General features: G+C 64.4%; 25 protein-coding genes. 13 read left to right on the top strand and 12 right to left on the bottom strand.

Annotation, left to right across the window (positions count from 1 at the left end):
• Positions 1–10 precede the first annotated feature (10 nt).
• The 7 genes from ACTXG5_RS10155 to ACTXG5_RS10125 all read left to right on the top strand — a co-directional run bounded on the left by ACTXG5_RS10155 (position 11) and on the right by ACTXG5_RS10125 (position 5,594).
• A complete protein-coding gene (locus ACTXG5_RS10155; protein WP_445163534.1) occupies positions 11–1,291 on the top strand; it encodes an aromatic ring-hydroxylating oxygenase subunit alpha in 1,281 nt (426 codons plus the stop codon).
• Positions 1,275–1,598: a hypothetical protein gene (locus ACTXG5_RS10150; protein ID WP_445163533.1), complete on the top strand. Its 324-nt coding sequence runs from the start codon at positions 1,275–1,277 to the stop codon at positions 1,596–1,598. The genes ACTXG5_RS10155 and ACTXG5_RS10150 overlap by 17 nt, the downstream gene beginning before the upstream one ends.
• A gap of 37 nt (positions 1,599–1,635) precedes the next feature.
• Complete coding sequence (locus ACTXG5_RS10145) at positions 1,636–2,862, top strand: amidohydrolase family protein (RefSeq protein WP_445163532.1); 1,227 nt, start codon at positions 1,636–1,638, stop codon at positions 2,860–2,862.
• Positions 2,840–3,289, top strand: a complete 450-nt coding sequence (locus ACTXG5_RS10140) for a nuclear transport factor 2 family protein (protein ID WP_445163531.1) — start codon at positions 2,840–2,842, stop codon at positions 3,287–3,289. Before ACTXG5_RS10145 ends, ACTXG5_RS10140 begins: the two co-directional genes overlap by 23 nt.
• A complete protein-coding gene (locus tag ACTXG5_RS10135) occupies positions 3,286–4,389 on the top strand; it encodes an acyl-CoA dehydrogenase family protein (protein ID WP_445163530.1) in 1,104 nt (367 codons plus the stop codon). Before ACTXG5_RS10140 ends, ACTXG5_RS10135 begins: the two co-directional genes overlap by 4 nt.
• A 64-nt stretch (positions 4,390–4,453) precedes the next feature.
• Positions 4,454–5,224 carry an acyl-CoA dehydrogenase family protein gene (locus tag ACTXG5_RS10130; protein WP_445164351.1) on the top strand — a complete coding sequence of 257 codons (771 nt, stop codon included), beginning with the start codon at positions 4,454–4,456 and terminating at the stop codon, positions 5,222–5,224.
• Between the two features lie 55 nt (positions 5,225–5,279).
• Positions 5,280–5,594 carry a DUF4190 domain-containing protein gene (locus ACTXG5_RS10125; RefSeq protein ID WP_445163529.1) on the top strand — a complete coding sequence of 105 codons (315 nt, stop codon included), beginning with the start codon at positions 5,280–5,282 and terminating at the stop codon, positions 5,592–5,594.
• Positions 5,595–5,601: 7 nt separating this feature from the next.
• On the opposite strand, the gene ACTXG5_RS10120 is transcribed toward ACTXG5_RS10125, so the two are convergent.
• Positions 5,602–6,789 carry an acyl-CoA dehydrogenase family protein gene (locus ACTXG5_RS10120; RefSeq protein WP_445163528.1) on the bottom strand — a complete coding sequence of 396 codons (1,188 nt, stop codon included), beginning with the start codon at positions 6,787–6,789 and terminating at the stop codon, positions 5,602–5,604.
• Between the two features lie 243 nt (positions 6,790–7,032).
• Here ACTXG5_RS10120 and ACTXG5_RS10115 point away from each other — a divergent pair, with 243 nt between their 5' ends.
• Together ACTXG5_RS10115 and ACTXG5_RS10110 are read left to right on the top strand one after the other, a co-directional pair.
• Positions 7,033–7,683 (top strand): TetR/AcrR family transcriptional regulator, encoded by a 651-nt coding sequence (locus tag ACTXG5_RS10115; protein WP_445163527.1) that lies wholly within the window; start codon positions 7,033–7,035, stop codon positions 7,681–7,683.
• Between the two features lie 285 nt (positions 7,684–7,968).
• Positions 7,969–8,808 (top strand): mycofactocin-coupled SDR family oxidoreductase, encoded by an 840-nt coding sequence (locus ACTXG5_RS10110; protein WP_445163526.1) that lies wholly within the window; start codon positions 7,969–7,971, stop codon positions 8,806–8,808.
• Between the two features lie 3 nt (positions 8,809–8,811).
• Here the strand turns inward: ACTXG5_RS10110 and ACTXG5_RS10105 are convergent, their stop codons facing one another.
• Both ACTXG5_RS10105 and ACTXG5_RS10100 read right to left on the bottom strand, forming a co-directional pair.
• Positions 8,812–9,228 carry a DUF5313 domain-containing protein gene (locus ACTXG5_RS10105; protein WP_445163525.1) on the bottom strand — a complete coding sequence of 139 codons (417 nt, stop codon included), beginning with the start codon at positions 9,226–9,228 and terminating at the stop codon, positions 8,812–8,814.
• A gap of 20 nt (positions 9,229–9,248) precedes the next feature.
• Positions 9,249–9,740 carry a MarR family winged helix-turn-helix transcriptional regulator gene (locus tag ACTXG5_RS10100; protein WP_445163524.1) on the bottom strand — a complete coding sequence of 164 codons (492 nt, stop codon included), beginning with the start codon at positions 9,738–9,740 and terminating at the stop codon, positions 9,249–9,251.
• Between the two features lie 117 nt (positions 9,741–9,857).
• On the opposite strand from ACTXG5_RS10100, the gene ACTXG5_RS10095 reads away from it, so the two are divergent.
• Positions 9,858–10,697 (top strand): SDR family NAD(P)-dependent oxidoreductase, encoded by an 840-nt coding sequence (locus tag ACTXG5_RS10095; RefSeq protein ID WP_445163523.1) that lies wholly within the window; start codon positions 9,858–9,860, stop codon positions 10,695–10,697.
• Positions 10,698–10,711: 14 nt separating this feature from the next.
• On the opposite strand, the gene ACTXG5_RS10090 is transcribed toward ACTXG5_RS10095, so the two are convergent.
• From ACTXG5_RS10090 to ACTXG5_RS10055, 8 genes are all read right to left on the bottom strand, one after another.
• Positions 10,712–13,126: a CaiB/BaiF CoA transferase family protein gene (locus ACTXG5_RS10090; RefSeq protein ID WP_445163522.1), complete on the bottom strand. Its 2,415-nt coding sequence runs from the start codon at positions 13,124–13,126 to the stop codon at positions 10,712–10,714.
• Complete coding sequence (locus tag ACTXG5_RS10085) at positions 13,123–14,262, bottom strand: M24 family metallopeptidase (protein ID WP_445163521.1); 1,140 nt, start codon at positions 14,260–14,262, stop codon at positions 13,123–13,125. Before ACTXG5_RS10085 ends, ACTXG5_RS10090 begins: the two co-directional genes overlap by 4 nt.
• Positions 14,252–15,496: a M24 family metallopeptidase gene (locus ACTXG5_RS10080; RefSeq protein ID WP_445163520.1), complete on the bottom strand. Its 1,245-nt coding sequence runs from the start codon at positions 15,494–15,496 to the stop codon at positions 14,252–14,254. The genes ACTXG5_RS10085 and ACTXG5_RS10080 overlap by 11 nt, the downstream gene beginning before the upstream one ends.
• A complete protein-coding gene (locus ACTXG5_RS10075; protein WP_445163519.1) occupies positions 15,496–16,557 on the bottom strand; it encodes an amidohydrolase family protein in 1,062 nt (353 codons plus the stop codon). Before ACTXG5_RS10075 ends, ACTXG5_RS10080 begins: the two co-directional genes overlap by 1 nt.
• Positions 16,558–16,721: 164 nt before the next feature.
• Positions 16,722–17,975, bottom strand: coding sequence for a cytochrome P450 (locus ACTXG5_RS10070; RefSeq protein WP_445163518.1), 1,254 nt, complete (start codon positions 17,973–17,975; stop codon positions 16,722–16,724).
• Position 17,976: 1 nt separating this feature from the next.
• A complete protein-coding gene (locus ACTXG5_RS10065) occupies positions 17,977–18,171 on the bottom strand; it encodes a ferredoxin (protein WP_445164350.1) in 195 nt (64 codons plus the stop codon).
• 11 nt (positions 18,172–18,182) lie between these two features.
• Positions 18,183–18,848 carry a TetR/AcrR family transcriptional regulator gene (locus ACTXG5_RS10060; protein WP_445163517.1) on the bottom strand — a complete coding sequence of 222 codons (666 nt, stop codon included), beginning with the start codon at positions 18,846–18,848 and terminating at the stop codon, positions 18,183–18,185.
• Positions 18,849–18,945: 97 nt separating this feature from the next.
• Entirely contained in the window at positions 18,946–19,749 is an 804-nt protein-coding gene (locus tag ACTXG5_RS10055) for an SDR family NAD(P)-dependent oxidoreductase (RefSeq protein ID WP_445163516.1), read from the bottom strand.
• Positions 19,750–19,917: 168 nt separating this feature from the next.
• Here ACTXG5_RS10055 and ACTXG5_RS10050 point away from each other — a divergent pair, with 168 nt between their 5' ends.
• From ACTXG5_RS10050 to ACTXG5_RS10040, 3 genes are all read left to right on the top strand, one after another.
• Positions 19,918–20,793 carry a hypothetical protein gene (locus ACTXG5_RS10050; RefSeq protein ID WP_445163515.1) on the top strand — a complete coding sequence of 292 codons (876 nt, stop codon included), beginning with the start codon at positions 19,918–19,920 and terminating at the stop codon, positions 20,791–20,793.
• Positions 20,794–20,875: 82 nt separating this feature from the next.
• Positions 20,876–21,634 carry an SDR family oxidoreductase gene (locus tag ACTXG5_RS10045; protein ID WP_445163514.1) on the top strand — a complete coding sequence of 253 codons (759 nt, stop codon included), beginning with the start codon at positions 20,876–20,878 and terminating at the stop codon, positions 21,632–21,634.
• A gap of 99 nt (positions 21,635–21,733) precedes the next feature.
• Positions 21,734–23,377 carry a multicopper oxidase family protein gene (locus ACTXG5_RS10040; RefSeq protein WP_445163513.1) on the top strand — a complete coding sequence of 548 codons (1,644 nt, stop codon included), beginning with the start codon at positions 21,734–21,736 and terminating at the stop codon, positions 23,375–23,377.
• On the opposite strand, the gene ACTXG5_RS10035 is transcribed toward ACTXG5_RS10040, so the two are convergent.
• Positions 23,365–24,174, bottom strand: coding sequence for an alpha/beta fold hydrolase (locus tag ACTXG5_RS10035; RefSeq protein ID WP_445164349.1), 810 nt, complete (start codon positions 24,172–24,174; stop codon positions 23,365–23,367). The genes ACTXG5_RS10040 and ACTXG5_RS10035 overlap by 13 nt on opposite strands.
• Positions 24,175–24,189: the final 15 nt, after the last annotated feature.

Below are 24,189 nucleotides of genomic sequence, written 5' to 3'. Positions count from 1 at the left end.
GGTAAGAACGTTGCCGCACTTCCCGAAGCCAGCCGCTGGCAGCTGGACAGAAAACTATCCCGAGCTAGGGACCGCCCCGGTCGACTACACGGACTCGATCGACCCGGCATTCTTCGAAGCCGAACGCGACGCCGTCTTCAAGAAGACGTGGCTCAACGTCGGCCGCGTCGAGCGACTCCCGCGCACCGGCAGCTACTTCACCAAGGAGCTGCCCTCGGCCGGCAAGGGCATGTCGGTGATCATCGTCAAGACCAAGGAGGGGGCCGTCAAGGCCTTCCACAACGTCTGCCGACACCGCGGAAACAAGTTGGTGTGGAACGACTTTCCCAATGAGGAGACCTCGGGTACCTGCCGGCAGTTCACCTGCAAGTACCACGCCTGGCGCTACAGCCTCGACGGAGATTTGACCTTCATCCAACAGGAGGGCGAATTCTTCGACGTCGACAAGAGCGACTACGGCCTGGTGGGAGTCCGGTGCGAGCTGTGGGAAGGCTTCATCTTCATCAACTTCGACCAGCACGCCAAGCCGCTTGCCGACTACCTCGGGGCGCTGGCCAAGGGCATCGAGGGCTACCCCTTCGGCGAGATGACCGAGACCTATTCCTACCGGGCCGAAGTCGGCAGCAACTGGAAGCTGTTCATGGACGCGTTCGCCGAGTTCTACCACGCGCCGATCCTGCACCAGGGGCAGTACACCAAGGAAGAAGCCGCCAAGATCCAGAAGTACGGGTTCGAAGCGCTGTACTACGAGATGGCCAGCCCGCACGCGATGATCTCGACCTGGGGCGGCCAGTCGCCGCCGGTGGACATGAGCATGGTCAAGCCCATGGACCAGGTGCTGCGCAGCGGGCTGTTCGGCCCTTGGGACAAGCCGGAGGTCATGGAGAAGTTCACCGAACTGCCTCCAGGCATCAACCCGAAGAAGGCCAAGCAGTGGGGCATCGACGAGTGGCACTTCTATCCGAACTTCATGCTGCTGATCTGGGAGCCCGGCTGGTACCTGACCTATCACTACTGGCCGACCGCCGTCGACAAGCACATCTTCGAATGCACCCTGTACTTCGTGCCGCCGAAAAACGCTCGCGAACGGCTGGCCCAGGAGTTGGCGGCGGTGACGTTCAAGGAGTACGCGCTGCAGGACGCCAACACGCTCGAGGCGACGCAGACCATGATCGGCACCCGGGTGGTCAACGACTTCCCGCTCTGCGATCAGGAGATCATGCTGCGTCATCTGCACAAGGTGACCAACGACTACGTGAAGGAGTACGCCAACAATGGCGCTTCCCACTGAATTCGCCGACCTGGAGCCCTATTTGGCTTGGGACCTGGCCACCGAACCCGAGCGCTACACCAAGCGGCTGGCCTCGACGATGCCCCAGATGCAGGAGTTCTACGACGTCGCTTTTCCCCGGCTGAACGATGTGATCGAGTACTGCGACAAGTTCCCCCTGGAGGATCTGCCCGAGGACGCACGTACCCTGATGCACATCATGCAGTCATTGGTCATGGTGTCGTTTCCGATCGAGGCGTGGAAGCAGCCGCGGGTACCCGACAGCGGCGCAGCCTGGGTGGAGCTGATCCGCGAGCCGGTGATCTAACGGTGCTCTCGGCTCTTCGCCCGAGCGGCTCATCGCCGTGCTGACGCTCAAGGCCGCCGGGCTGCTCGACATCGACGCCGGCGAGATCGTTCGGCCCGGCATTCTGCGGATCGAGAACGACCGGATCGTCGGCGTCGGTGACGGTAACGGTTCCGAGAGTGACGTGATCGATCTCGGCGACGCGATCCTGCTGCCGGGGCTGATGGACATGGAGGTCAACCTCCTAATGGGCGGGCGCGGGGAGAAGCCCGGGCTGTCCCAGGTTCAAGATGATCCGCCGACCCGGGTGCTGCGCGCGGTCGGCAATGCCCGTCGCACGCTGCGCGCCGGGTTCACCACGGTGCGCAATCTCGGTCTGTTCGTCAAGACGGGCGGCTACCTGCTGGACGTCGCGCTAGGCAACGCTATTGACGCGGGCTGGATCGACGGACCGCGAGTAGTGCCGGCCGGCCACGCCATCACGCCCACCGGCGGCCACCTGGACCCGACGATGTTCGCGGCGTTCGCGCCGCATGTGCTGGAGCTGACGGTCGAGGAAGGCATCGCCAACGGAATCGACGAGATCCGCAAGGCGGTGCGATACCAGATCAAACATGGCGCCGAGCTGATCAAGGTCTGCTGTTCTGGTGGAGTGATGTCAATGACCGGTCCGCCTGGTGCGCAACACTATTCGGACGAAGAACTACGCGCGATCGTCGACGAGGCGCACCGGCGCGGGCTGCGCGTCGCCGCCCACACACACGGCGCCGAGGCGGTCAAGCATGCCGTCGAGGCCGGCATCGATTGCATCGAACACGGTTTCCTGGTCGATGACGAGGCGATCGCGATGATGGTCGAGCACGGCACCTTCCTGGTGAGCACCCGACGCCTGGCCGAGGGGATGGATGTTTCGCACGCTGCGCCCGAACTCCAAGCCAAGGCGGCCGAGATGTTTCCGAAGTCACGCACCTCGATACTGGCCGCTTACAAAGCCGGCGTGAAGATCGCGGTCGGCACCGACGCACCCGCCATACCGCACGGGCGCAACGCCGACGAGCTTGTCACCCTGGTCGAATGGGGCATACCGCCGTTGGCGGTGCTGCGAGCGGCCACGGTGACCGCGGCTGAGCTCATCAACTCGACCGACCGGGGGCGCCTCGCGCCGGGGCAGCTCGCCGATATCATCGCGGTACCGGGAAACCCGTTGGAAGACATAACCGTTACCCAGCACGTCAGCTTTGTCATGAAAGGCGGCAAGGTCTATGTCGACACCCGATCAGTCTAAGAGCGGCCCGACCAGAACTGACGATCTGGTCGAGATTCAGCAGTTGCTCGCCCGTTACGCGGTGACCATCACCCAAGAAGACATCGACGGCCTCATCGGTGTATTCACACCCGACGGGACCTACAGCGCATTTGGCTCCACGTACAAGTTGGACCGGTTCCCAGAACTGGTGGCCGCCGCACCAAAGGGCTTGTTCCTCACCGGAACTGCCCTGGTCGAAGACATCGATGGCGATTCGGCAAGCGGCACGCAACCGCTCTGCTTTATCGATGGCTCCACCCACGACATGCGGATCGGCTACTACCGCGACACCTACTCCCGGACCGCCGATGGATGGCGGCTGAAGACCCGTGCGATGACGTTCATTCGCCGTAGCGGGGTGCACGACTCGGGGCGCCCGCACGCCATCGGCCGCCCCACCCCGTGAATGTCGACGAGTTCCGGGCGGGTCTGCGTAAGTGGCTCGACGAGAATGACTTAACCCCCGGGGCCGATCACTCGCTGCAGGGCCATATGCAGCAATTCCTCCGCGTCAGCCGGGCGCTGTATGACGCCGATTGGATGCGGTACGGCTGGCCGAAAGAAGTCGGCGGATTGGGTGGGCCCGCAGTGCTTCGCGCGATCGTCGGCGAAGAGGTCGTCGGTCGGCGCCTTGCCGAGCCGGGCCCGTACTCGATGCTCGAGGTGCTCGCACCCACGATGATCGACTACGCCCCAGCTGAACTGGCCGCCGAAATGGTGCCGCGACTGCTGAGCGGCCAAGAGCAATGGTGCCAAGGCTTTTCCGAGCCGGGCTCCGGCAGTGACCTGGCATCGCTGACCACCCGCGCCACCCAGCAAGGTGACAACTGGGTCGTCAACGGGCAGAAGGTCTGGACCAGCTTCGCGCAGTTCTCGACCCGTTGCGTCCTGCTCACCCGCACCGCGCCGGGCCATGACGGAATCACCGCATTCTTTGTCGACCTCGACACCCCGGGCATCACCGTTCGGCCGCTTCGCACCATGCACGGCGTCGACGAGTTCTGCGAGGTGTACTACGACGATGTGGTGATCCCGGCGAGCCGGATGCTCGGCCGGCCGGGAGATGGCTGGCGACTGGCGATGGACCTGCTCCCCTACGAGCGGTCCACCTGCTTTTGGCAGCGGATCGCCTACCTCTACTCCCGATTCGACGAGCTGATCAGGGAGACGTGCGGCGTCCAGACCGACAGTCATAGCGAATTCGAGCTTGGCGCAGCCTATCTCGCGCTGCACACGCTGCGCTGCCGGTCCCGCGCCACCCAATACCGGCTGCGCGACGGAGCACGACTCGGCCCCGACACCTCCATTGACAAGGTGCTGCTGGCGTCGGCCGAGCAGCGGCTTTACGACACCGTCCGCGATCTGCTGCCCGGTGTCATCGAGCTCGACGACACACCGTGGCGATCGGAATACCTGTACTCGCGCGCGTCGACCATCTACGGCGGTACCGCCGAGATTCAGCGCAACATCATCGCTCGCCGGCTACTCGACCTCGGGAAGGAGTAGCGCCGTGGATCTTTCAACAGACTCCGAGGAACTGCAGCTGCTGGCCGAGTCGGTACGCACCGCAATGAGCGATCCTTCCCTGGCCTCGGGCCCTACGCTCGATGCGGCGTTGACGGACCTCGGCTGGCTCGACATGCTGGACGAAATACCTGATTTCGCAATTCCTTTGGTGTTTCGACTGCTCGGCGAGACCGCTACGCACGCCCCCGTGCTCAACGATGTCGTGCTGCGCGGGGCCGGCGCGGGGCCGGGCGGTACCACCCCACTGCCGTTCGCGGGAGGCGCCTGGGTGGTGTGGGAGCGCAACGACGCTCCCAGTTCAGCGCTCGACGGCGAGCTGCCGATACATCGTGTGGCAGAAGGAAATCCAGTTCCGCAAGCCGGGCTTGCCGCCGGGCGGCGGGCACTGGGCTGGTGGCTGGTCGGCGCCAGCCGCGCAATGCTTGCACTGGCGCGCCAGCATGCCCTGGATCGAGTCCAGTTCGGCCGCCACATCAGTTCGTTTCAGGCGATCCGGCACCGACTGGCCGAGACACTCGTCGCGATCGAGGGCGCCGAGGCCACCCTGCAGGCCGCCGCCTCGGCGTCCGACGATCCGGATGACCTGGCCAGCCTGCTGGCCAAAGCGGCGGCCGGCCAGGCGGCGCTGACCACGGCACGTCACTGCCAGCAGGTGCTCGGGGGTATCGGCTTCACGGCCGAACACCAGCTGCATTGCCACATCAAACGGTCGCTGATTCTGGACAGCCTGCTCGGCAGCGCGCGGGAATTGACCGCGGAGGCCGGAGCGGTGTTGCGGACCAAGGGATCTGCGCCACGGCTGGCGCAGCTGTAACGGATCGGGCGCCTGGGGGTCGTACGCCGGCTCGCAGTCCCTAGAATGGGCGCACATGTACTCCCCCGGCGAACCTCGAAATCAGGCCGGCGTCATCTCAGTGATCCTGGGCGGGTTGGCACTGGCTACCTGCTGGCTGCTGATAGGAGTGCCTCTCGGTGTCGTGGCGCTGTTGACCGGTGATATCGCCCGACGGCGAGTAAGTCGCGGTGAAGCGACCAATCCCCGGGCCGCGATCGCCGGCATGGTGTTAGGGGCGGTGGCGATTGTGGCAGGGCTGGTCGCCATCGGCTACTACTCCTGGCTGGACTCCCAGGATCCGGGCCGTGTGCAGCGATGCTTGGACAATCCCGCCGCAACCAACTGCTGAGTGTCCGCTAACCGCGGGGCAGCCCAAGGACTCGTTCGGCGACGATGTTGCGCTGAATTTCGGAAGTCCCGCCGGCGATGGTCGCCGCGAAGGTGCGCGTGTACCGGTCAAACCAGCTGCCGTAGTGGCTGTCCAGATTGAGTGGGGCGAACGGGGCGGTGACCCCGCGCAACACGAGTCCGTCGCCGCCTTTGGCGTTGAGCGCGTCCTCGCAGGCGCGTTGCATTGCCTCGGAACCGAGCAGCTTGAGCACTGACTGGGCGGGGACATCCTCTTCACCGCGCGCGGCTTTGGACAAAGTCACCGACCCCATGAGCCGCATTGCGTGGCAATCCATCACCAGCGTGGCGTAGCGATCGCGTTGCACGGGTCCCGGTGGGCTGGACTCGACGGTCAGCGCGTGCAGCATATCGGCGTAATCAAGCCACAGCATGGCGCGTTCGTGGCCGAGCGAACCGGTCGCGACTCGCCATCCCGCGTTGAGCTCCCCCACCAAGTTCTCGGCCGGCACTCGCACGTCGGTGAAAAAGACCTCGTTGAAGTCGACGTCTTCGATGTCTGACACCGACGCGAACGGACGGCGGACCACACCGGGCGTGTCTGTCGGAATCAGTAAAGCGCTGATGCCCTTGTGTTTTGGTGCTTCGGGATCGGTACGCACGAATGTCAACAACACATCGGCGTGATGGGCGCCCGATGTCCACACCTTCTGCCCGTTGACGACGAAGTGGTCGCCTTCTGAATCAGACGAGAGCACCGCGCGCGTCTTCAGTGAGGCAAGATCCGAGCCCGCACCGGGCTCGGACATACCCAGCGACGCGGTCATCTCCGCGCGCAGAATCGGCACCGCCCATCGCTGCTTCTGCTCCGGCGTGCCGAACGACAGCAGCGACGCGGCGATGATGCCTACGCCCTGCGGATTGAAACTTTGATAGATCCGGTGCCGCGACAACTCTTCGAGGTACACATATTGCTGCAACAGCGTGGCGTTACGTCCACCGAACTCCGGCGGATTTCCGGGCAGCAGCCACCCGCTGTCGAACAGGAGCCGTTGCCAGCTACGGGCCCACTCCGGAATGTCCGAACTCGACCGTGGCCGCTCACCCGTCACCGCCGCGTCGGGAAGATTCGCATCGAGGAACGCCGCGAATTCCGCGCGGAACTCCTCGACGTCGGCGTCAAAGGTCAGCTGCACAGCACTCCCCTGAATTCGCTAGCGCGCGTGTGGACCGTCAGTAGATGCGGGTTTCCGCCAACCGCACGGTTCACTCTTGCAATTCCGCTTCTATACACACGTGTAGGAGAATAGTATTCTCGTGGCACGAAAGTTACAATCTCCGACACATGGTCAGTGAGGGGGTCGAGCGCAGCGATGTCACGGCGTTCTCCGGTAGAGTCCAATCATGTTCTCCCCTCGCGACAATCGTCCGAGCCGTCTGTGACCAGCCCAAGCGAAGAGCCGGCTTGGAAGCAGCGCGCCGTCGAGCGATCCATCAAGACCGCGAAACTGCGTGCGGCCCAGCGCGTTCAGCGCTTCCTTGACGCGGCCCAGGCCATCATCATCGAAAAAGGTACTACCGACTTCACCGTCCAGGAGGTCGTGGACCGGTCCCGCCAGTCGTTGCGGAGCTTCTACCTGCAGTTTGACGGCAAGCACGAGCTGCTGCTCGCGTTGTTCGAAGACGCGCTGAGCCGGTCGGCCGAGCAGATCCGTGCCGCCACCGAAAACCAATCCGATCCGCTCGAGCGGCTGAAGGTCGCCGTCGAGCTGTTGTATGAGGCGTCGCGTCCGGATCCCGAGGCCAAGCGCCCGCTGTTCACCGACTTTGCGCCACGGTTGCTGGTGACGCATCCGACCGAGGTCAAGATCGCGCACGCACCGCTGGTGGCGTTGCTCACCGAGCTCATGGAAGCGGCCTGCGACGCAGGCAAGTTGCGCGCCGGACTCAATCCGCGCCGGATAGCCGCCATGACGATGCAGACCGTCATGTTCATCGCGCAGTCCAGCGGCGGCAACGACGACGCGACGATCCACCCGATCAGCGCCGACGAGGTGTGGGACTTCTGTTCATCCGGATTCGTCGGATAGCACGCATCAGCGGCGGGCCCGAGCGGTCCTTCCCTCTTTGCCCCAATGTGAGCAAATAACGCACGCGATTTGCTTGGTGAGAATCCGATTCTCTAATATATAGAATTGCAAATAGCCAAAACGGATTCGTCGTTGACACTCGTTGGTGGGTGATGACAGAGTTCAGTGGCGGCACCCTCCCCGCTCCCCCGGGAACGGGGCGCACGCGGTTCCTGCGAGAGACACGATGCCGGCCGTTCTCCGCTGAGACATGCCGGTTCGATCAGATCAGGAATTGAGGTAGTGATGACTGGACGTGTTGAAGGCAAAGTTGCTTTCGTCACCGGAGCGGCGATTGGTCAGGGCCGCAGCCACGCGGTGCGGTTGGCGCAAGAAGGCGCCGACATCATCGCGATTGACGTCTGCAAGCCCATCGTGGAGAACACCACCATTCCGGCGGCCACGCCCGAGGATCTGGCGGAGACCGCCGATCTCGTCAAAGCTCACAACCGCAGAATCTTCACGGCCGAAGTCGACGTGCGCGATTACGACGCGATGAAGGCCGCGGTGGATACCGGCGTGGAGCAGTTGGGCCGGCTGGACATCATCGTGGCCAACGCCGGCATCGGCAACGGCGGCGACACTCTGGACCAGTGCAGTGAACATGACTGGCAGGAAATGATTGACATCAACCTGTCGGGCGTGTGGAAGTCAGTGAAAGCCGCTGTGCCGCACCTGATTTCGGGCGGCAACGGTGGTTCAATCATATTGACCAGCTCGGTTGGCGGCCTCAAGGCTTACCCGCACTGCGGCAACTACGTCGCCGCTAAGCACGGCGTGGTGGGCATCATGCGATCCTTCGCCGTCGAACTCGGCCAGCACATGATTCGGGTCAACTCCGTGCATCCCACCCATGTCAGCACCGGGATGATCATGAATGAGGGCACCTGGAAGATGTTCCGCCCCGACCTGGAAAATCCGGGGCCCGACGACATGGCGCCGATCTGTCAGATGTTCCACACGCTGCCGATCCCGTGGGTGGACCCCATCGACATCAGCAATGCAGTGCTGTTCTTCGCCTCCGACGACGCCCGCTACATCACCGGCGTGACACTGCCCATCGACGCGGGCAGCTGCCTGAAGTAGCCCCTAGAACGGGCTGCTGTTGGACTGCCATTCCGCCGATTCGGGCCGCGGCCCGTAACGGCGGATGTAGTCCTCGTGCATCCGGGCGTTTTTCCGGCGGTTGATCACGTCGACCAGGTTCGGGTCCAATCCATGGTCTGCCAGTCGGTGCCGACGCCAGACCTTGTTCAGGGCAAGGGATATCAACAGCGCCCAGAAGTGGAGCGGCGCTGTCATCTCGGTGTGCACGTAGATCGAGGCGGGCAGCAGCCACAGCGGGGCGAGGACCAGCACGGGCGGTATCGCCCACCTGATCATGTGGCGACGTATCGCTCCATCGCCGGCGAGATCGCGTGCGACCCAGCTGCGCATCGAGTCGGGCAAGCGCCGTCCGTAGGAATAGCCGATGCGCTGCCAGAGATTGGGTTTCGCGGCGGTCATGGTGGCTCCTCTGGAGGTTGTCAGGATTGTAAGGCGCCGGCCGCCAACGCGGCCGCGTTGATACGGGAGAGGACCTGATGCAGGTTCTCGAGTTCAGTCAGCTCGACACCCAGACGCGCCACGACGGCGGGAGGAATCTCAAGCGCCCGCTCGCGCAAGGCGATTCCGCGCTCGGTGAGCGTGACATCGGTGGTGCGCTCGTCGGCGGCGTTCTTGGCGCGAGTGATCAGGCCCAGCCTCTCCAAGCGTTTCAGCATCGGCGAGAGGGTCGCCGAATCCATCTGCAACGCGGTGGCAATCTGCTTGACCGACAACGGTGACCGGTTCGCCGCGGGAGTCTTGCGGTGATCCCACAATGCCAGCATCACCAGATATTGCGGATGGGTCAGGCCGAGCGGCTCCAATAACGGTCGGTACACCGCCAAGACCGCGCGGTTGGTCGCCGCCAGCGCAAAGCACACCTGGTGTTCCAGGGCAAGCGGATCGATCTCGCGTGCAGTCAGGGCGGGCATATCTGAATAATACACTAATAGTTAGGGCCCTATCTATATGAGCCCTCTCACACGTGGCTGGACGCTCGGTTGTACCGCGATCAGATCGTCGGGGCGGGAGTAATACGCTCGGAATCTATGGACGGGTTCGAGGGACGCGGGGCAGTCATCACCGGCGGTGCAGGCGGCATCGGGTTGGCCACCGCCACCGAGTTCGCCCGCCGCGGAGCCCGGGTGGTGCTGGCCGACGTTGACAAGGTCACGTTGGAACGGGCCGTGGCACACCTGAAGGCCGAGGGGGTCGACGCCCACGGCGTGACATGCGACGTGCGGCATCTCGAGGAGATGGTTGATCTCGCGGATGAGGCGTTCCGCCTGCTGGGCCAGGTCGACGTCGTTTTCAGCAACGCCGGCATTGTCGTCGCGGGTCCGCTCGTGGATATGACGCACGACGACTGGCACTGGGTGATCGACATCGATTTGTGGGGGTCGATCCACGCCGTCGAGGCATTCGTGCCGAAGTTGATCGAGCAGGGCACGGGCGGGCACATCGCCTTCACCGCATCCTTTGCCGGACTGGTGCCCAACGCCGGCCTGGGGGCATATGGCGTTGCCAAATATGGCGTTGTCGGCCTGGCCGAGACGCTGGCCCGCGAGGTCAAGGACAACGGCATCGGCGTCTCGGTGCTGTGTCCGATGGTCGTGGAAACCAAGCTGGTCTCCAACTCCGAACGCATCCGCGGCGCGGATTACGGACTCGCGTCAGCGCCCGACCTGACGAGTGCGTTCGGACCGCTTCCGCCGACGCAGGATGAAACAGTGTCGGTGGACGACGTGGCGCGGCTGACGGCCGACGCGATTCTGGCCAACCGGTTGTACATCCTGCCCCACGAGGCGGCCCGCAACTCGGTCAAGCGCCGGTTCGAACGCATCGACCGCGCCTTCGATGACCAGGCCGCCGAGGGGTGGAGCCACTAACCGCCGAGCAGAGATCAGTTCGGCACTTGGCCGATGACTCCGTTGGCTTCCAGGTCCGCTATCTCTGCCGGGGTCAACCCCAACTCGGCCAACAACTCGTGGTTGTGCTGTCCCAGTGTGGGTGCGGGATTCGCGTGAAAAAGCTCGGGCCCGCCGGAGAACCTCATCGGCACGGTGCTGAGCCGAGCCCGCCCGTTCACCGGATGCTCGACCTCTTCGAAGAAGCCGCGAAACGCCAGCTGCTCCAACTCGGTTTGCCGATGCGGTTGCAGGACCTTGGCCACCGGCACGCCGGCGCCCCAGAGGGGCGTGACGATTTCGTCGCGGCTGCGGTTCTCGCACCAGGCAGCGAGTTGCTCGTCGATCAAATCTTCGCGCATCCGCCGGCCGGCTTGGGTCGATAGCTTGGGATCGGTTGCCCACGAGGGCGATCCGAGTGCCCGACAGAGCCTTTCCCACTGATCGTCGGTTGCCACGGCGATAGCGACCCAGCTGTCGAGCCGGCCGAATTCGTCGATATCGGCGCTGCGGTAAAGGTTCTGGGGCGCAGCAGTTGGGCCCCGGTTGCCGGCACGCTCCAGCAGTGCGCCGTACGCCGAGTACTCGACGATCTGCTCGGCGGAGATGCTGAGCGCCGCATCGACCATCGCCGCTTCGACGAACACGCCCTCGCCGGTGCGGCGGCGATGCTCCAGCGCCAGCAGCAGCGCATTGAGCGCATGCACGCCCGCGTTCGGATCACCGATCGAATACGGGTCATACGGCGTGCGGTCCGGATAACCGGTGAGCCAACTCACGCCGGCCGCGGATTCGATGACGTAGGCAAACGCCGGGTTGTCGCGCCACGGCCCGTCAAGGCCGAAGCCGGGCATCCGCAGCATCACCGTATCCGGCCGAATCGATTGAATCGCAGCGAAATCCAGGCCGATTTGCTCGAGCACCCGCGGCGTGAAGTTTTCCACGACCACATCGCATGTTGCGATGAGCCGACGTAGTAACTCCCTTCCGCGCGGGCTCTGCAGGTCCAGTGTCAGGCCCTTCTTGTTGGTGTTCAGGGCCTCGAAGATCGGCGATTTTTCCCACCATTGGTCCTCGGTGATCGGTACGCCAGCGATCAGGCGAGTGCCATCCGGACGACGGGTGGATTCGACGTGGATGACCTCGGCGCCGAGCATGGCCAGAAAGTGGGTACAGCAGGGCCCCGCCCAGAACGTCGTCATATCCAACACCCGAAGCCCGGTGAACGGCAGCGATTTTGCAACGCCGGTCGGTGCGGGACAGGCGGGGAGATTCGCGGCGCGGTAATGCTCGGTCTGCTCCCCCAGCCGCGGCGCGGGATGCGGCCGGCGCAACTGCGCTGGTCGCATCCGATACGGGTGACCCGGCTGTTGGAAGCCGTCGCCGGGATTGCGCACGAATGAACCGCGTTCCACAAATTGGTCAAAGGACGTGACATTCGCGCCGTTGGCCACGGGCGCGTTGGGGATACGGAATGCCGTGGCCAGTTCCCGGATTTCGTCGACCGGGGTGCTGGCCAGCCAGGCAAAGATCTCTTCGGCGTAGACGTTGGCCAGCTCGGTGATCGACAGCGGCGATTCCTCGTCGATCCACTCCGAATGACCCACCATCGCGCACAAGTCGAACCACTGCTGCGCCGTACCGCAACCGAGATCCACCAGGCCATCTTTGGCTTGTGCCACTCCGGGCACCGTCGGCCGACGGGTGTCTCGCCAGGGACGCCCGCGCACTTCGAAGTAGGTGACCGGGTAATACGTGAGGCACAGGATTTGTGTTTCGAGCATCGACAGATCCAGCAGTTCTCCTGCCCCGCCATCGATTCGGCGGTATCGCGATGCCAAGGTGGCCGCGCTCGCGTAGGCACCAGCCAGGTACTCGCCGACCTGACCGCCGACGAAGACGGGTGCCCGTTCCTGCTCGCCCCGTCCGAGCCCGACGATTCCTCCCGACCACGCCTGCAGTGTGAACTCGGTCGCGGCGCGGTCGCGCCAGGGACCTTCCAGCCCAAACGGTGTAATCGAGGTGAGGGTGAGATGCGGGTGACGACCGTGGATGGCGTGCGGCGTAAAGTCCGGGTGCTCAGCCACTTTCGAACCGGTAGACCAGACCACCGCATCCGCCGATGCGAGTAGCCGGTTCACCAGTTCGGTGTCGTCGTCCTTCGTGGGATCGGCGACCACACTGTGTTTCGCACCGGCTAAGAAGCTGAACAATGCGCCGTCGCCGTCGGTCGGGATGGCGGCACCCGAGGCCGACCACGCACGCAGCGGATCGCCCTGCGGCGATTCGATTTTCACGACATCGGCGCCGCCGTCGGCGAGCAACTTGGTGCAGTAGGCGCCCGCTATGCCGGTGGACAGATCGATGACCGTATAGCCGGCCAGCGGCGCTTCGATACGGTCTGGCGTCACTGCTGCCAGAACGGGCTCGCGGTAAGCACTTCGGAGCCGTCGGCGGTAATCAGGACCGCTTCCCGCCCGAATACCGCGCCGACTCCTTCTTCCCATACGTACCCCGTGACGGCGAGCACCATCCCCGGCTCCAAACGTTCGTCGGCCGCGGTCGCGGGCAGGTGCTTGGAGACGACGGGCGGGTCGAACCCCAGGCCCAGGCCGCGGGCCACCGGCATCGGCGGCTCCGCTTCCCCGGCGGCGTGGTAGGCGGCAAGCAGTTCGCTCGCTCCAGCGCCAGGCCGGCAGGCGGCGATCAGCTTGCCCCACAGACTCTCCCAGCGCCCGTACAGCGCCGCGGCGCCGTCGGGCGGATGCCTCTTGTCCGCCGGCCAGGTTCGGCCTACCTCGCCCACATAGCCGCCCGCCAGGACTCCGGCGGAAAACGCGACCAGATCACCGTCCTGGATACGACCTTGGATGCCGTCACCGCCGTCGGCCCGTCGCCACGGATGCTCGCGTGAAGTCACCCATGCGACGTCTTGATTCGCCGGCGTACTCACCCCGCCGGCCGCCGAGGCCTCCAACAAGATGCCGGCCAGCGACTGTTCGCTTACCCCTGGCCGCAACTCCGATACCGCGGCCGCCAGAGCCGATTCGACCACCGCAACCGATTCCCGCAGCGCGGCGATCTCCTCGGCGGTCTTGATCCGGCGGGCGGCCCGCATGGCCAGTTCTCCGTCGACCAGCTGTGCGTTGGGGAACGCTATGGGCAGTAGCTTTGCGAAAACCGGTGAAAGCGCGTCGGTTCCGACGCGCCGGGCGGTTGCCGTGCCGTCGATGCGCTGCAGCGCCGACATGGTGTTCATCGGATTCCAGGAGATGCCATAGAGGTTCTCGTGGGGGATGTCGTCGGGGACGCCCTCGTCCCAGGTGCTGAGGAGGTGCACGGCACCGGTCTCACGCACGAGCACGCAGGTCGGGCCGAACGGCCGGGTCCCGGCGACCCACAGTTGCGGCGCGCCGGTTACGTAACGGACGTTGGCTTGGCGGCCGAGGACCAGGACATCGAGATCGTGGGCCGCCATTTGGTCTAGCGCCCGTTGGCGACGCCCCGAGCGCAGCGTGCGCTCGTCGGGCAGGACTTCAGTTGCCATAGGGGTCATAGGGGTAGTTGGTCAAGCGGATCCAGCCTTCCTCGGTAATCACCAGAACCTCTTCGCTGCGATAGCCGCCGGTGCCGTCTTCCCACACCACGGGCTCCAGAACCAGCACCATCCCGGATTGAAGGACGAAACTCTCGTCGAACTCCTGGCCGAGATCCGTTCCTATCATCGGCATTTCGGCGGCATTGACGCCGATACCATGACCCAGGTAGAAGTGCGGCAGCCACGGCTTAGTGCCGCCATTGGCCTTGATCGCGGCCCGCCCCAGGTCTGCCGCGGTGGCGCCGGCCTTGGCGACACCCAGAACCGCGCTGATGATCTCGAACCATTTGTCGAACTGCGCCTGCTGACGCGGCGACGGGTCCCGGCCGACGATCCAGGTGCGCCCGAAGTCAGAGCAGTAGCCCTGGTAAGTGATGCTGACGTCGGTCCACAGCACATCGCCTTCGACGAGCTCGCGCTCGGTGCTCAGCAGTGGCAGCGCCAGGTCACCGTGCGTGGTCCACACGCCCTCGGCCTTGCTCGGCGGCATCACCTGCCAGATCGGTTCGAGCATGCTGGCCGCGGCCCCCAACTCGAAGGCGCGGCGCAAAAAGCTTGCCGACAAGTCGCTCTGACGAATGCCGGGTGCCAGACGCTTCTGGACTTCGACCATGGCTTCGTCGGTGATCCGGATGGCGGTGCGCATGCACGACAATTCGTCCGGGGTTTTTACCGCCTTGGCCGCGCTGACAATGGCCGCGGCGTCAACGGGAGCACCGTTGGGGAACAACAGATTCGCGGCACGAGACATCGCACCCGTGCATTCGTCGACGGCGATTACCGCTCCGGGCGGAATCAGGCCCGCAATCGTCCGCGCGAAATTGGCTACGCCTTCGTCGAATTCGAGATAGACCGGCCCGTGCAAGTGATCGGCGGGCAGGTCCGACTCGTGCGAGGCTCCCTCACGAAACGGCAGGAACAGGTGCGGCCACTCGTCGTCGGCGACCACCACGGCTACCGGTCGCTCGACGTAGGACAGGCCGGCGTCCCCGAGCGGCCAACTGGCACCGGTGGCGTAGACCACGGCGTTGTTGCCGAGCAGGATCATCGCGTCGACACCGCGGTCGGCCATGGCCGACCGCAACCGGGCCCCCGTCTCGCCGCGCAGGCGCGCCAAGTCGGGTGTTTCGGGAATCACCAGTCCGGTACCGGTGCTGGTATCCAGTTCCGCGAACGTCGTCACTACAGACCCAAGAACTTCGTGATGTTGTCGCTGACGATCTTCGCCGCGTTCGCCGGGCCGACGGCGTCGACAACGGCTTGCAGCGACTTCTCGGAATAGCCGTAGGTACTTTCGTTGTGCGGGTAGTCGCTGGACCACATCACCTTGTCGACGCCGATCTGGTCGATCAACTGCAAGCCCAGCGGGTCGACCATGAACGATGCGCTCATGTGGTTGTCCCAGTAGTAGCGCACATCGTGCTCCAGCGGCCGATTGAACATGTGCTGATAGGACGCCACCAGGTGCTCGGCGTCCTGCAGCGCCCACGGTACCCAGGCGATGCCGCCCTCGAACCAGCCGAGACGCAGCGACGGGTGCCGGTCGAGGATGCCGCCAAAGATGTACTTGGCGAACGTTTCCCGAAACCCGTCGATGTTGATCATCATGCCGACCACGACGCTGTTGAACTCGGTCGGGCTTTTCGGTGGGGTCTCACCGATGTGGTGGGTGATCGGCAGACCGGCGGCCTCGATCTCGTCCCAGACGGCGTTCATTGACGTGCTCGAATAGTCGATTGGGTTGCCGTCGTCGTCCTTGCCCGGGTTCAGTGGCATCAGGAACGTCTTGAGCCCCAACGATTTCAGCTCTTCCAGCGTCTTCCTTGCCCCTTGCGGATCCCACCAGTTGATCAGTCCGGCACCGAAGAAGTGACCGTTCGAGCGTTCCTGCAGTTCGGCCATGTATTCGTTGTAGACGCGGAACGTCAGCTCGCGAAGTTTCTTGTCCGGGTAGTGGAACAGGGCCAGCACGGCATTGGGGAAGGCCAGTTCCTTTTCGACGCCGTCGTCGTGCAGTTCCTGGATCCTGGCCTCGATGTTGGTGCTGGCCGCGCCGGGAAGGTCGTCGTACTGCATCAGCACCGCGCTGAAGTCGCCCGGCAGGAACGACTGCCCCTTGCGCCCGACTTGGTAGGCGCCGTCCTCGTACCAGATCCGCGGCGCCTTGTCCTTGAGGTCGTCCGGGAAACGGTCGTAGAAGATGTCGTCGGCCAGCGAGATGTGGTTGTCAGCGGAGAAGACCACGGTCCCCTCCGGCAGACCTACATCGCTGTCCGCCGCGTGTCCGCGGCGATTCTTTGGAGCACCGTAGCCTCCGGGCGGGTAGAGCGAAGTGGTTGTCGGCGTTGACATTGTTGACCCTCCAGTCGGATCGGGATTTGAGATCTCGGGCTGCTCAATCGATTCGGTTACCAGGTCACCGGCAACTCATAGACGCCATAGGCGAGCCGGTCGTGCTTGAACGGGATCTTTTCGACCGGCACAGCCAGTGTCATGGTCGGGATGCGACGGAACAAGGTTTGGTACACGATCTGCATCTCCGCACGGGCAAGCTGCTGTCCCACGCACTGATGCCGGCCGTAGCCGAATGCGACATTGCGGTCGGCCCCCGAGCGGTGCAAGTAGAGCCGATCGGGCTCGGTAAAGGCGTCCGCATCCCAGTTCGCCGGGGCCAGATCGATGATGATGCCGTCGTTCGCACGGATGGTCTCTCCGGCGATGTGGATGTCTTCCAGAGCGACGCGGCGCTGGCCGTTCTGGATGATGCTGAGGTAGCGCAACAACTCCTCGACCGCGTTGCCGAGAACTTTGGGATCGTCGGCATCGCGGATGACCGCCGCCTGCGAGGGGTTCAGCAGCAGCGCAAGGACGCCGAGTCCGAGCATGTTCGCCGTGGTTTCGTGCCCGGCGATCAGCAATCCGGTGCCCAGTTGCGCGGCTTCTTTGACGCTGAGCTCACCGGCCTTGACCCTTTCGGCAAGGTCGGAAACAGCATCCTCGGCCGGGTTTTCCATCTTTGCTTCGACGAGCTGAGCCAGGTACTTGTGCAGGCTCATCGCGCCTTTCATCGTGTCCTCGGCGGCGGCGTACCGCGCGAGGCCGACATTGGCGTGGTGCTGGAACATCTCGGCGTCCTCGTATGGCACGCCCAGCATCTGGCTGATCACCACAGAGGGCACCGGCAGTGCGATCGCGGTGACGACGTCCGCCGGCTGCGGCCCGGCCAGCATCGCGTCGATGCTGTCATCGGTGATCTGCTGGATCGTCGGCCGCAGGCCTTCAACTCGCTTGAACGTGAACGGCTTCGACAACATCCGCCGGAAGCGGGTGTGCTCTTCGCCGTCGGCGGTGAACACCGACCGCGGCCGCTTGTGCACGGTCGACAACATGCCTTCGTTCCAGTGCGGAAAGCCGGGCACCCGGTCGTCGACGCTGACCCGGGAATCGGAGAACAACTCGCGCACCTGCTCGTAGCCCGTGATGAGCCACGGCGTGCTGCCGTCCCAGATCCGAACCCGGGACAGCGGCCGCTCTTCGGCCAGGGCCATGACGTCCGGGGGTGGGGCGAATGGGCAGCCCTCGTTGCGGGCCATCGGATAATCCGGAATCTCGGAGTTCGACTCAGTCCCGGAAATCCCGGTGCTCGTCAGTGCGTCTGACATTTCATTCCTCGATGTAGATGGCCTGTGCAGGGCACGCCGCGGCTGCTTGACGTACACCTTCGGTCTGCTCGACGGACGGCTCCTCATCGAGCAGGACGACGACGCCGTCTTCGTCCCGCTGGTCGAACACCTCGGGCGCATTCATCACGCAATTGCCCGAGGATGCGCAAATATTCTGATCGACAGTCACTTTCATCAGCATGCTCTTCATTCGTACGGAGTTACCGGCGCCAGCCACAGGCCCACGATCGCATCGATGAGGCCGAATGCGGCTGCCCGCCAGGAGGGCTGGGCCATCGCAGCGCCCGCGACGAGCGCACGTTCGCGATCGGCGCAGGTGTGCATCAACAGGTTTCGGGCCATGATGTTGCGCTCGAAGTGGACATCGGCCGGCAGGTTGGGCAGGCAGCGGTTGAAGCCTTCGACGACCTGCACCAGCGACGGCGAGCTGAGCGCACCCTTGACGATGATGTTGTAGTAGGCCGGATCGGTCATCGCCTGTGCCGCGAAGCGCGCGTACCAGGTGGGGTTGCCGAGGTCCTCGAGGTGGTCGGTCAGCGGGCGCACCAAGCAAGCCACCCAGTTCCGCAATTCGCCGGAGCCGCCCGATGCCAGAAGGTCGGCCACCATCTGCTCGCGCAGGTCCTCGACAGGTCCGCGATGCTTCTCCTCGATGGCGCGCACCAGGTCGGCCTTGGTACCGAAGTGATAGCCGACCGCGGCGTTATTGCCCTGCCCCGCGGCCTCGCTGACCTGCCTGTTCGACACCGCGAACATGCCGTGCTCGGCATAGAGTCGTTCGGCCGCCACCAGGATCGCCTCCTGGGTAGAGCTGGCCCGCTCGGTGCGAACGGCCCTGCCTGCCGTGGTCATTGGATCAGTCAACCTCGCACCGGACTTTAAGTCAAGCGCTTGATTTAAAATGAGTCGACTGCACCGTCACTCTGCAGGCGACGGCTAGGCGTCATCCCTAGCGCTTCGTCGGTCTGATCGCCTTGCCGGCCGAGGTCCCACCATCGACCGGGAGCACGGTTCCGGTGACGTAGCACGAGCGGTCGGTGGCGAAATACAGCGCGGCCTGGGCAACGTCATCGGTCGTGCCCTCGCGCTTCAGCGGCCGGTCATCCCGCATCCCCTGGCGAATCCGCGCCTCGAACTGCGCCAGCTCCTCCGGGTCCATCCCAGCGGCCGACTTCCCCAAGATCGGCGTGGGTATGCTCCCCGGCGCGATGGCATTGACCCGAATCTCGTAGCGCGCCAGCTCAATTGCCGCAGACTTGGTGAACTGGATGACCGCGGCTTTGGACGCGCGATAGGTCATCACGCCGCCGCCGGCCTGGATCCCGCCGATCGAGGTCATGTTGATGATGGAGCCGCCGCCGCTTTCGGCCATGTGCCGCGCGGCATCTCGGGTACCGGCCATCACGCCCAACACGTTGACGCCCATCACGCGGTGAAAATCGGCCAGGTCGTCGTCGAGCAATCGGCCCAGGGGACTGGAAATCCCGGCGTTGTTCACCATGACGTGCAGGCCGCCGAACTTCTCGACGGCCGCGGCTACCAGTGCTCCAACCTGTTCGGGCACGGAAACGTCCGTCTGCTGGAAGACGGCGCCGGAACCCAGCGTGGCGGCCAACGCCTCGCCTCGCTCGGTTTCGACATCGGCGATGACGACCTTCGCACCCTCGGCCAGAAAACGCTCCACAATGCCGCGGCCGATGCCGGACGCCCCGCCGGTGACGATGGCGACCTTGCCGTCCAATTCGTTAACCACACGACGAGTTAATGGGCCGCGCCGCTTTAAGTCAAGCAACTGATTTAAGTGTTTGCGGAACCGAACGCTCGCCAGCGAAGCGACGTGGCCCAATGTGGCTTGGTCGCGATCGGCGCTGGCTAATGTTTGGCCCATGAGCGAGCGGATCACTATCGGATTGCAGCGTCGATGAATCCCGATACCTTCTGCACATCCGACCAATGGAGCATGATCGCGTCGGCGCCGTCGACGTCGCAGCTCGCCGGTGTGCTCGGCGGATTCCTGATCACCGCGATCGCCTTGCTGTTCGACCGCAGCAGTCGAGAAGGCGTGCACACCCTGGCGTTGTTCTCCTCGGCGGTGCTGATCCTGATGCTCGACAGCTTTCTGTTCAGCCTCATCAGCGGCACTCATCCGCCCGAGAACGGCGACCGCCAGGCAATCTGCGCGATCGCCTGGACCCAGGGCAATCTGGCGACCGGCATGCTCGCGGCAGGCACCACCGGACTGTTCGGCGGGCTGGGCTGGATGCTTGCCACTCACGCGGTGAACAAGGCCCCCAAGGAGGATCCCGCGGACATCCGCGCCTTCTGTTTCCTGGCCGACCTCGGCGGGTGGCTGACCTTCGGCGCCGCGATGGCGACGACGTTGATCATGAGCGAAACGAGCATCGACTACCTGCATTTCGTGCTCGGCCACCGGCCGGCGCTCTGGCTGACGGGGGCGATCGTGACGTTTTGCGCGCTGGTCATCGTGCTTGATTTCGTCGTGGTCTACATCCGCACCAAAAACCTCAACCGCTCGCTGGCCAACGCGGCCGAACCAACGCAGTTGGCGTTGCGCTCGATCAAGGTCGCCACCGTGGGAACCTTGTTCCTCGCGGTCGCCGCGTCATGGCTCGCCGTCAGCCTCGCGCGCCTTCCCATCGGCTGGCTGACCACGCCCAACCGCGCATTCGTCATGTTCGTCTTCGTACTCTCGCTTGTGGTGCCGACGATCATCTCGACCGCGGCCTGCTACTCGGTCGCCAGCACCGACGAGGGCCCAGCCCGGCGGTTCGCCTAACGGATTTTCGGGGGTTCCGACGCGGCCGCTCGCGGGCCATGCTGAATAGGCCAGTTCATCGGGAAGCATGAAAGGCGTGCACATGAAGGTTTTGGTAGTCGGCGGCAGCGGGCTCATCGGATCGCAAGTTGTCGCCCAGCTCACCGAGTTGGGACACGAAGCCGTCCCGGCCTCGCCCCGCTCAGGGGTCAACGCCATCACCGGTGAGGGACTCGCCGAGGCCGTCGCCGGTGTCCACACGGTGGTGGATGTGTCCAACTCGCCGTCCTGGGGCGATGATGACGTGCTGGAGTTTTTCACCACTTCCACTCGCAACCTTCTCGAGGCAGAACGGGCCGCCGGCGTGGCGCACCACGTCGCACTCTCCATCGTGGGAGCCGACCGAGCGGCCGCAAGTGGCTACATGCGGGCCAAGATCGCCCAGGAGAAAGTCATCGTGGAATCGGGATTTCCGTACTCGATCGTCCGGGCCACGCAGTTCTTCGAATTCGTTGACGGCATTGCCGATTCGCTGGCCGACGGTGACACGGTTCGCTCCCCGCATGGGGCGTTCCAGCCGATTGCGGCCGCGGATGTTGCCACGGCCGTCACGCGCGCGTCGATCGGTGATCCGGTCGGACTGATCAATATCGCCGGCCCCGAGAAGCAGGGCATGGACGACTTCATCCGGACTCGGTTCGCCGCAACGGACGATCCCCGTGAGGTGGTGACCGACCCGGATGCCCAGTATTACGGTGCGGTGCTCGACGAGCGCACGATCGTTCCCATCGAGGGCGAAGAAGTGACCATCTACCCCACCAGCTTCAGCGACTGGATGACTTCCCAGACGCAGGCAGTCTGAGATCAGCCAATGATCCGTTGTCAACGGTTGCGTTCTGGCTAACTCCCGAGCACGGTATAAGTCGCCCAGGAGGAATCGACCGACGACGAGGAGCGACCAATGCCGGTGCTACCCACCAGTGGGGTTCCGTTCGACGGGGCGCGGCTCACTAGGCGAGGCTTGATGGCGGCCGGCATCGCCGGCGGATTGACGCTGGTGGGCTGTGGCCACTCCAATTCCGCGGCACCGAGCAGTGCCGCCAAGATGGCGGACGCGATCGCCGCCGCGGAAGCGGCACGGCCACACAGCGGGCGCACCGTGACCGCCAGTTTGACTCCGCAGCTGACACAGATCGACATCGGCGGGCCGGTCGTGCGGACGCTGGCCTTCGGTGACACGATCCCCGGACCGCTGATCCGCGCCAGGGTCGGCGACGAGCTCGAGGTCAAGGTCTCCAACCGACTGGATCACCCGACATCGGTGCATTGGCACGGTATCGCGTTGCGCAACAACATGGACGGCGCGGAACCCGCCACCCCGAACATCGATGCCGGCCAGGAGTTCACTTACCGGTTCTCAGTGCCTAATTCGGGCACCTACTGGGGCCATCCGCACACCGGGCTTGACGAAGACACCGGCCTGTACCTGCCGATTATCATCGATAACCCCACTGAGGGCGATTACGACGTCGAATGGATTGTGGTCCTTGATGATTGGACGGACGGCGTAGGAAAGAGCCCGCAGCAGCTCTATGAGGAACTCACGAACCCGAACAAAGCCGGCATGTCCAACATGCCCGCCGCACCCTCGACAACCCCGACTACCTCCACGACCTCGACCACTTCGACGAGCCCGACAACCTCGACGAGCGAAACCACTTCGACGAGCCCGACAACCTCGACAAGCCTGAGCACCTCTGCGCCCGCGGCACCGGCAGGGCGCGTCGGCAATAGCGACCTTCTGGGCGGCGACGCGGGAGACATCCCCTATCCGTACTATCTGATCAATGGCCGAATTCCCGCGGCTCCCACCAGCTTCAACGCGAAACCGGGCCAGCGGATCCGGATCCGTTTCATCAATACCGGCTCCGATACGGCATTTCGCGTTGCGCTCGCCGGCCACACCATGATGGTCACCCACACCGATGGTTTCCCCGTCGTGCCCCGGCAGGTCGACGCCCTGCTCATCGGGATGGCCGAACGGTACGACGTCATCGTGACCGCCGCCGACGGCGTCTTCCCGCTGGTCGCACTGGCTGAGGGCAAAGGTGCGCTGGCGCGGGCGCTGCTGTCCACCGGCAAAGGGAGCCCGCCCGACCCACAATTTCAGCCGACCGAGCTCACCAAGCGCGTGGGAACCGTCGACATGTTCACCGCCACAACGCCGGTCATGTTGAGCAGGCCCGAACCGGGACTCAACATTCCGGTCGTACTAGGCGGCAACATGGTCCAATACGACTGGACGATCAACGGCGAGCCCTACAGCAAGACCAATCCGCTACACGTTGAACAGGGGCAACGACCCACCATCACGTTCGACAACACGACGATGATGTATCACCCAATCCACCTGCACGGGCACACATTCCAGCTGATCAACTCCGACGGAACGCTCGGCGCCCGTAAGGACACGGTGATCGTGCTGCCCAAGCAGAAGGTCCTTGCCGTCCTGGTGGCCGACAACCCCGGCGTGTGGCAGATGCACTGCCACAACACCTACCACCAAGTCGCCGGGATGATGACCCGGTTGGACTACGTCTTCTGAGCGTAGGACAGAAATTCCAGCAGCAAGTCGTTGACCGTTGACGGCTGCTCGATTTGCGGACAGTGGCCGGCGTCGCCGACCACCGCCGAGCGCGCGCCGTCGATCTGCTTGGCGATCGCAGCGGCCCACCCGGCCGGTAGCAGCTTGTCCCCTCCGCCTTCGACGACGAGCGTCGGCACACCGATGCGCTCGTAGGGTCGGCTACTCGACGGCGTCGACGAGGGTTGGGCATGAGGACGCCGAAAACGGGCCGCCGCTATGGCCTCCCATGCCCCGGGCGCGGTGCTGGACTCATAGCGGCGCCGCACATAGTCGTCGTCGGCAGGATAGCTGGCGTCGTAAAACAGCGCCTCGACGATGCACCGCATCGCCGGCAGCGATGCGTCGTACTCCTGCAGCGCCTCAAAGTACTTGTTCTGCTGGATCTCTCCGCCCCCGCAGATGATCATCAAGCTACGGACCGGCAACCGCGGCGCCTCCGAGGTGGCGTCGTTGAGCAGGTTGATGGCGCCCATGGAGTTGCCGGCGAAATGCGCCGAGTCGATGCCGAGGACCTCGCAGAAGCGGGCCACGTGCCGTATTCGCATCCCCCGGCCGTCGACGAAGTCGACGACCTTCGCCGAATTTCCATACCCCAGCATGTCCGGTGCCAGCACGCGATAGTGCGCGGCCAGCTCGGAAATGTTGCGTTCCCAACCGAGTTCGGCACTGGCGCCGAATTCACCACCGTGCAGCAACACCACCGGATCGCCTTCGCCGGCCTCTAGGTAGCCGGTGGTCAGACCGTCCACCAGCATGGTCTTGCGCTGAAA

It is taken from the genome of Mycobacterium sp. Dal123C01 (assembly GCF_052566995.1).
The sequence above is the reverse complement of the archived record's forward strand: the minus strand, read 5'-3'. Positions and strand labels throughout refer to the sequence as shown.

Bases quoted from the DNA above. Each gene is read 5' to 3' on its own strand.
- ACTXG5_RS10125 (WP_445163529.1), top strand. From the start codon at position 5,280: ATGTACTCCCCCGGCGAACCTCGAAATCAGGCCGGCGTCATCTCAGTG.
- ACTXG5_RS10035 (WP_445164349.1), bottom strand. From the start codon at position 24,174: ATGCTGGTGGACGGTCTGACCACCGGCTACCTAGAGGCCGGCGAAGGC.
- ACTXG5_RS10130 (WP_445164351.1), top strand. From the start codon at position 4,454: ATGAGCGATCCTTCCCTGGCCTCGGGCCCTACGCTCGATGCGGCGTTG.
- ACTXG5_RS10100 (WP_445163524.1), bottom strand. From the start codon at position 9,740: ATGCCCGCCCTGACTGCACGCGAGATCGATCCGCTTGCCCTGGAACAC.
- ACTXG5_RS10150 (WP_445163533.1), top strand. From the start codon at position 1,275: ATGGCGCTTCCCACTGAATTCGCCGACCTGGAGCCCTATTTGGCTTGG.
- ACTXG5_RS10070 (WP_445163518.1), bottom strand. From the start codon at position 17,975: ATGTCAGACGCACTGACGAGCACCGGGATTTCCGGGACTGAGTCGAAC.
- ACTXG5_RS10085 (WP_445163521.1), bottom strand. From the start codon at position 14,262: ATGGCAACTGAAGTCCTGCCCGACGAGCGCACGCTGCGCTCGGGGCGT.
- ACTXG5_RS10110 (WP_445163526.1), top strand. From the start codon at position 7,969: ATGACTGGACGTGTTGAAGGCAAAGTTGCTTTCGTCACCGGAGCGGCG.
- ACTXG5_RS10095 (WP_445163523.1), top strand. From the start codon at position 9,858: ATGGACGGGTTCGAGGGACGCGGGGCAGTCATCACCGGCGGTGCAGGC.
- ACTXG5_RS10045 (WP_445163514.1), top strand. From the start codon at position 20,876: ATGAAGGTTTTGGTAGTCGGCGGCAGCGGGCTCATCGGATCGCAAGTT.
- ACTXG5_RS10065 (WP_445164350.1), bottom strand. From the start codon at position 18,171: ATGAAAGTGACTGTCGATCAGAATATTTGCGCATCCTCGGGCAATTGC.
- ACTXG5_RS10050 (WP_445163515.1), top strand. From the start codon at position 19,918: ATGAATCCCGATACCTTCTGCACATCCGACCAATGGAGCATGATCGCG.
- ACTXG5_RS10040 (WP_445163513.1), top strand. From the start codon at position 21,734: ATGCCGGTGCTACCCACCAGTGGGGTTCCGTTCGACGGGGCGCGGCTC.
- ACTXG5_RS10105 (WP_445163525.1), bottom strand. From the start codon at position 9,228: ATGACCGCCGCGAAACCCAATCTCTGGCAGCGCATCGGCTATTCCTAC.
- ACTXG5_RS10140 (WP_445163531.1), top strand. From the start codon at position 2,840: ATGTCGACACCCGATCAGTCTAAGAGCGGCCCGACCAGAACTGACGAT.
- ACTXG5_RS10060 (WP_445163517.1), bottom strand. From the start codon at position 18,848: ATGACCACGGCAGGCAGGGCCGTTCGCACCGAGCGGGCCAGCTCTACC.